The organism is Mycobacterium sp., from assembly GCF_049280035.1.
Classification (GTDB): domain Bacteria; phylum Actinomycetota; class Actinomycetes; order Mycobacteriales; family Mycobacteriaceae; genus Mycobacterium.
Window position 1 is genome coordinate 1 of sequence record NZ_JBAPPI010000758.1, and the last position, 6800, is coordinate 6800.

7 protein-coding genes and 1 pseudogene are annotated in these 6800 nt (G+C 66.3%); 2 read left to right on the forward strand and 6 right to left on the reverse strand.

The genetic code is table 11. The features are described 5' to 3' along the window. From carB to pyrR, 6 genes are all read right to left on the reverse strand, one after another. The coding region (gene carB / locus WAN71_RS24325) for a carbamoyl-phosphate synthase large subunit (protein ID WP_422227783.1) at window positions 1-1060 on the reverse strand (1060 nt) is incomplete at its 3' end. Continuing rightward, window positions 1060-2202, reverse strand: a complete 1143-nt coding sequence (carA, locus tag WAN71_RS24330; RefSeq protein ID WP_422227784.1) for a glutamine-hydrolyzing carbamoyl-phosphate synthase small subunit — start codon at window positions 2200-2202, stop codon at window positions 1060-1062. The genes carA and carB, both read right to left, overlap by 1 nt. 49 nt (window positions 2203-2251) lie before the next feature. Beyond that, window positions 2252-2755 carry a transporter gene (locus WAN71_RS24335; protein WP_422227785.1) on the reverse strand — a complete coding sequence of 168 codons (504 nt, stop codon included), beginning with the start codon at window positions 2753-2755 and terminating at the stop codon, window positions 2252-2254. Next, on the reverse strand, window positions 2752-4056 hold the full coding sequence (locus tag WAN71_RS24340) for a dihydroorotase (RefSeq protein WP_422227786.1): 1305 nt from the start codon (window positions 4054-4056) through the stop codon (window positions 2752-2754). The genes WAN71_RS24335 and WAN71_RS24340 overlap by 4 nt, the downstream gene beginning before the upstream one ends. Then, entirely contained in the window at window positions 4053-5024 is a 972-nt protein-coding gene (locus tag WAN71_RS24345) for an aspartate carbamoyltransferase catalytic subunit (protein ID WP_422227787.1), read from the reverse strand. Before WAN71_RS24345 ends, WAN71_RS24340 begins: the two co-directional genes overlap by 4 nt. Next, window positions 5021-5596 carry a bifunctional pyr operon transcriptional regulator/uracil phosphoribosyltransferase PyrR gene (gene pyrR, locus WAN71_RS24350; RefSeq protein ID WP_422227788.1) on the reverse strand — a complete coding sequence of 192 codons (576 nt, stop codon included), beginning with the start codon at window positions 5594-5596 and terminating at the stop codon, window positions 5021-5023. The genes WAN71_RS24345 and pyrR overlap by 4 nt, the downstream gene beginning before the upstream one ends. Window positions 5597-5765: 169 nt before the next feature. Here pyrR and WAN71_RS24355 point away from each other — a divergent pair, with 169 nt between their 5' ends. Next, window positions 5766-6593 (forward strand): DUF6065 family protein, encoded by an 828-nt coding sequence (locus WAN71_RS24355; protein ID WP_422227789.1) that lies wholly within the window; start codon window positions 5766-5768, stop codon window positions 6591-6593. A 37-nt stretch (window positions 6594-6630) separates the two neighbouring features. Continuing rightward, window positions 6631-6800 (forward strand): annotated as a pseudogene (locus WAN71_RS24360) (SAM-dependent methyltransferase); the annotation flags it as partial.

Sequence of the window (6800 nt, forward strand, 5' to 3'; positions counted from 1 at the left end):
GCTCGAAGCAGGCCGGGGTTTCCTTGGTGATGTCGTTGAGGATCTCGTCGAGGGTGTAGCCGACGGCCAGTTTGGCGGCGATCTTGGCGATCGGGAAGCCGGTTGCCTTGGAGGCCAGGGCACTTGACCGTGACACCCGCGGGTTCATCTCGATGACGATCAGCCGGCCATCACTCGGGTCGACGGCGAACTGGATGTTGCAGCCACCGGTGTCGACGCCGACCTCGCGCAGAATCGCGATGCCCAGGTCCCGCATCCGCTGGTATTCCCGATCGGTCAGCGTCATCGCCGGCGCCACGGTCACCGAGTCGCCGGTGTGGACTCCCATCGGGTCGACATTTTCTATCGAGCAGACCACGACGACGTTGTCTTTACCGTCGCGCATCAGCTCGAGCTCGAATTCCTTCCAGCCGTAGATCGATTCCTCGATCAGCACGTTGGCGCTCGGCGAGGCGGCCAAACCCGCGCCGGCCATCCGGTCGACCTCCTCGGCGCTGTGCGCCAGGCCCGAGCCCAGACCGCCCATCGTGAACGACGGCCGAACCACGACCGGAAGCCCGAGTTCGGCGACGGTCTCGCGAACCTCGTCAAAAGTGAAACACACACGGCTGCGTGCTGATTCACCGCCGACCTTGGCGACGATGTCTTTGAACCGCTGCCGGTCCTCACCGCGCTGGATGGCGTCGAAGTCCGCACCGATCAGCTCGACACCGTAGCGCTCCAGCACCCCACTCTCGTAGAGCGCGACCGCGGTGTTGAGCGCGGTCTGCCCGCCCAGGGTGGCCAGTAGCGCATCGATCTTGTTACCTCGCTCGGCTTGCTGTGCGATGACCCGTTCGACGAAGGCGGGGGTAATCGGCTCGACGTAGGTGTGGTCGGCGTATTCGGGGTCGGTCATGATGGTGGCCGGGTTGGAGTTGACCAGGCTGACCTCTAGGCCTTCGGCCCGCAGCACCCGGCAGGCCTGGGTGCCCGAGTAGTCGAATTCGCAGGCCTGCCCAATCACGATCGGCCCGGAGCCGATCACCAGGACATGTCGCAGGTCGGTGCGCCGTGGCACTAGCGGCCCTCCCCTGCCATCAGGTCGACGAACTGGTCGAACAGGTATTCCGCGTCGTGCGGCCCGGCCGCGGCCTCTGGGTGATATTGCACCGAAAAAGCTTTTCCATCAGCGAGTTTGATGCCTTCGACGACGTCGTCATTGGCGCAGGTGTGACTGACCACCGCTGGGCCGAACGGGGTGTCAAAGGACTGGCCGGCCTCGCCCTCTAAGGCGAAGCCATGATTCTGCGCGGTCACCGCGACCCGCCCGGTGGCGTGATCCATCACTGGAATGTTGATACCGCGGTGACCGAACACCATCTTGTAGGTGGACAGGCCCAGCGCGCGGCCCAGGATCTGGTTGCCGAAACAAATGCCGAACAACGGGATTCCGGCGCCCATCACCTCGCGGGTCACCTCGACGATGTGGTCGGCGGTGGCCGGGTCTCCGGGACCGTTGGACAGGAAGACGCCGTCCGGTCTCAGCTCGGCGATCTGCGCGAAGGTCACCGACGACGGCAGCACGACGCTGCGGACTCCGCGCCGGGCGAAGTTGCGCGGGGTGTTGGTCTTGATCCCGAGATCGATCGCGGCCACGGTGAACCGGTGCGGCCCTTCGGCTTCGACGATGTATTCGGCCGCGGTGCTGACCTGGCCGGCCAGATCGGCGCCCAGCATCGGCTGCTGGTCGCGCACCCGGGCCACCAGTTCGTCCGGGTCGGCCAGCGCAGCACCGGAGAACACACCCGCCTTCATCGAGCCGCGGCTGCGCAGGTGGCGGACTACCGCGCGGGTGTCGATGCCGGCGATCCCGACAATGCGCTGGCGGACCAGTTCGTCCTCCAGCGTTCCGGTGGCCCGCCAGTTCGACGCGCGCGGCGACGGATCGCGCACCGCGTAGCCGGCGACCCAGATTTTGTCGCCGCGGCTTTCGGCGTCCTCGCCGTTCCACCCGGTGTTGCCGATCTGCGGAGCGGTGGCCACCACGATCTGGCGGTGATAGCTGGGGTCAGTCAGGGTCTCCTGATAGCCGGACATGCCGGTGGAAAAGACCGCTTCGCCAAGGGTTTCGCCGACCGCACCGAACGGCGTTCCGGTGAACGTCCGGCCGTCTTCAAGGACCAGCACCGCTTTGCCGTTGTGGTGTGCCGCGGTGTTCATCGGCGCCACTCCTCCTCATCGCTTCGCTCTGCATCGTCGCTGGCGCGGCTCATCGGCTGTTCTCCGGCAGCCAGCGGGCGTACTCGCCGCGGTCGTTGCCGCGGAACCCGAGGTCGATCTCGGTGCCCGACGGCAGCCGCCAACGGATGGCCAGGATGCCGTTGTTAGTCATGGCTTTGCCGACCATGCCGCGCTCAGTGCGGATGGCCGTGATCGACTCCTGCGGAATCCAGATCGGGGTGGCGCCGCTGCGCTGCACCATGATTCCCTCGGGATAGCGGGTCAGCACCGCCTTGCTGCGGAAGCCCAGATCGCCGGCCGCGACCCGCTCATCCCAGTCAGGCGCAAGCGTGCAGCCGACATACATGCCGCGGGTGGGCTCGACGATCGGCGGTCCCACGGTTTCCGGCACCGACGGCAGCGTGCCGATCAACGCGGCCTGACGCTGCGCGCGCCCTCGCCAGCCGCGCATCATCATCTGGATGACGAACGCGATCAGCACCGCCAGCACCGCGGCCACGATCAGCGACGCGACCAACGTTCCGGAATTCATGCCGGGCACTTTCCGTCGCGCGCGGTGATCTTGCCGCGCAGCAGGGTTGCGGTCACGGTCGCGGGCAGCGTCATCGCGTCGTAGGGAGTGTTGGCCGAGCGGCTGGCCAACTCGGGGCCGGCGACCGTCCAGGTGGCGTCGGGGTCCACCACGGTCAGGTTGGCCGGTTCACCGATCTCCAGGGGCCGGCCGTGGTCGGGCAGCCCGGCGATACGTGCCGGTTTCTCGCTCATCACCCGCGCGACGTCACGCCAGGTCAGCAGACCGGGGATGACCATCGTCTGTACCACCGCAGACAACGCGGTCTGCAACCCCAGCATGCCCGGCAGCGCCGCCGCGAACTCGACGCATTTCTCGTGTTCGGCGTGCGGGGCGTGATCGGTGGCCACACAGTCGATTACCCCGTCGGCCAGCGCTTGACGCAACGCCTGCGCGTCGGCGGCTTCCCGTAGCGGCGGATTCACCCGGTTCACGCCGTCGTAGCTGGCCAGCCGGCTGTCGTCAAGCAGCAGATGATGCGGGGTGACCTCAGCGGTGATCGAAATACCTTGTGATTTCGCCCATTTCAGAATCTCCACGGTGCCCGCGGTGGACGCGTGGCAGATGTGCACCCGGGCGCCGGCATCGCGGGCCAGTAAGGCGTCGCGGGCGACAATCGACTCTTCGGCGGCTCTCGGCCAGCCCGACAGCCCCAGCCTGGCGGCGTTGGGCCCTTCGTGCGCGACTGCCCCGACGGTCAGCCTGGGCTCTTCGGCGTGCTGGGCGATCAGCACACCCAAGCCGGTGGCGTATTCCAGCGCGCGACGCATCACCAGCGGGTCGTACACGCACTTGCCGTCGTCGGAGAACATCCGCACCTGCGCGGCACCGGCGGCCATCATGCCCATTTCGGTGAGCTGGGTTCCGGCCAGCCCCACGGTGACCGCGCCGACTGGGTGCACGTCGACCAAACCGACCTGCTGGCCGCGGTGCCAGACGTGATCGGTCACCACCGGGCTATCAGCGACCGGGTTGGTGTTGGCCATCGCGAACACGGCCGTGTAGCCACCGAGAGCCGCAGCGGCCGAACCGGTTTCAAGGTCTTCGGCATATTCGCGGCCGGGCTCGCGCAGATGGGTGTGCAGATCGACGAAGCCGGGCAGCAGGATCTGTCCGGTCGCGTCGATGACATCTGCATCATCCGGAATGGCAAGGCCGGTACCGATATCGGCGATCTGGTCTTCAAAACCTGGACTGTCGACCAGCACGTCCACCCGGTCGCCCTCACCGTACGGGCGGACCCCGCGCAGCAGCACGCTCATGCCAGGACCTCTTTTCGGGCGAGCCCGTTGTCGGCCGCCTCTGTCCCTACCAGCAGATGGAACAGCACCGCCATGCGCACGTGAACACCATTGGAAACCTGTTGCAGCACAGCCGATTGCGTCGAGTCGGCCACCGAGGAGGAGATCTCCATACCGCGCAGCATCGGACCGGGATGCAGTACCACCGCGTGACCGGGAAGCATCGCCTGGCGCCGCTCGGATAGCCCGTAGCGCACCGAATACTCACGCGCGGACGGGAAGAAGCCGCCGTTCATTCGCTCGGCCTGTACCCGCAACATGAGCACCGCATCGGCGGCGGGCAGCTCGGCGTCGAGATCGTAGGAGACGGTGACCGGCCAGTCGGAGACCCCGACCGGCAGCAGGGTCGGTGGCGCTACCAGCACCACCTCGGCACCCAGGGTGGCCAGCAGCATGACGTTGGAACGGGCGACGCGGCTGTGCACGATGTCGCCGACGAGGACCACGCGCCGGCCGTCGATGTCGCCGAGCCGCTGGCGGATGGTCAGCGCGTCCAGCAATGCCTGAGTCGGGTGCTCATGGGTGCCGTCGCCGGCGTTGATCACCGACGGCCCGCCATCCGCAGCGGCCGTCCAGTCGGCAAGCAGCTGCGCCGCACCCGATGCCGGGTGCCGGATGATCAGCGCGCCGGCGCCGGCCGCCCGCAACGTCAGCGCGGTGTCGCGCAGCGATTCGCCTTTGCCCACTGACGATCCGACTGCGCTGACGTTGATCACGTCAGCGCTCATCCACTTGCCGGCGACCTCGAACGACACCCGGGTGCGGGTTGAGTTCTCGTAAAACATCGTGATCACGGTCCGGCCCCGCAGCGTCGGCAGCTTGCGAACCTCGCGGCCCATCAGGGCCTGCGCGAACCGGTCGGCGTCGTCGAGAATGGCGGTGGCGTCGGCGCGGCTGAGGTCACCGGCGGCCAGCAGATGCCTGCTCATGACGCATCCTCCCGGGAGATGACCACGCCGTCGCGGCCGTCGTGCTCGGCCAGCAGCACGTGCACGCTCTCACTGCGCGAGGTGGGCACATTCTTGCCGACGTAGTCGGCGCGCAGCGGCAGCTCACGGTGGCCGCGGTCAAGCAGCACCGCCAACTGGACGACCCGCGGCCGGCCCTGATCGCGCAGCGCGTCCAGCGCCGAGCGCACCGAGCGTCCGGAGTAGAGCACGTCGTCGACGAGGATCACCAGCGCGTCGTCGATGCCGCCGGCCGGAATCGAGGTGGCCTCCAACGGCCGGGGCGGCTTTTGCCTCAGATCGTCGCGGTACAAGGTGATGTCCAACGCGCCGTGGCCGACCTCGAGTCCGCTGTATTCGCCGATGTTGGTGGCCAGGCGCTTGCCTAGGATCACGCCGCGGGTCGGGATGCCCAGCAGCACAACGCGCGGCGCGTCGGCACCGTCCAGCGCGGTCTTTTCGATGATCTGATGCGCAATGCGGGAAATGGTGCGGCCCACGTCGGCCGCCGACATCAATTCGCGGCCGGTGGCGGCGTCACCCGCGGCACCCATGCGAGATCTTGACCTCCTTCTCCGCCTCTCTGGACGGATCGTTAAAGGATGTCGACTGCCGCGCAGCGTAGCACCTCGCACTACCGCGGCGGAAATGACAGGCTCGGCGTTCCTCCGGAATTGCTGTCCAGCAGCTGTGAAAATGGGTATCCCGCGCTAACCTGCATCGATGAGTAACAAGTCCAGCGGGCCGGCCCGTCCGCTGATCGGGTTCACCACCCGTGCGAACGCGCCGCAGATTAGCCCGGCGCCGGTTGGCCGGACGTGGATGTCGAAGCTCTCAGAGACGCGTAAAGGTTGGCCAAATCGGTGTCTGCCGATGCTCATCGCCAACCAAAGCGGCTGGGAACTGCGCAATCCGTGCGCGTTCACCGCTACGTGGTTCGGTCAGGAAAACGGCGAGGACGTGATGATCGTGCCCGATAAGCGCGACACCGATCAGCTGCTGCCCGTCGGCCATTTCGGTGGCGGCATCCTGACCTGGAATCTGCCGTTGCTGTTTCGCACTCCGCCGGGCTACAACCTGTTGGTCCGCGGACCGGCAAACTATCCGAAAGACGGCGTGTGTCCGTTAGAGGGCATAGTCGAAACCGACTGGGCAAGCGCGAGTTTCAGCATGAGCTGGAAACTCACCCGCAAACTGATACCGCTGCGATTCGAGGTCGACGAGCCGATCTGCATGATCGTCCCGCAGCGCCGAGCCGAGCTTCAAGAGTTCGCCCCCGAACTCAGGCGCATCGACTCTGATGAAGATCTGCAGCGCAAGCACGAGTTCTTTCGTCGCTCACGCGACGCGGAAAAGCAAATCGAGCAGGTAGTGAGGGTCACCGCAGGAGAGCAAGTGCAGTGGCAAGGCGACTACACGCGAGGCAGACACACCGACGGCGAGGCCGGGACGCCGGATCACCAGACTCGCCTTCATCTTCGTTCATTTGTTCAGTCGGAAACTTCTGAAGGAGCAGTAGGACTGCCGGGGTTGGACCTGACCGAGCTCTAAAAAAACCGCAGTAACAACTCGCGCTACCCTGGCGGAAATGACCGGCTCGACATCCTCTTCAGAATCCGCTGGCGGTGTTCGCCTCGATTTCGACGCTCTCTACCGAGGCGAAAGCCCGGGCGACGGTATTCCCGCGGTCGCGACCCCACCGTGGGATACCAAGGAACCCAAGGAAAACGTCATCGCGTGGCACCAGGGTGGCTGGGT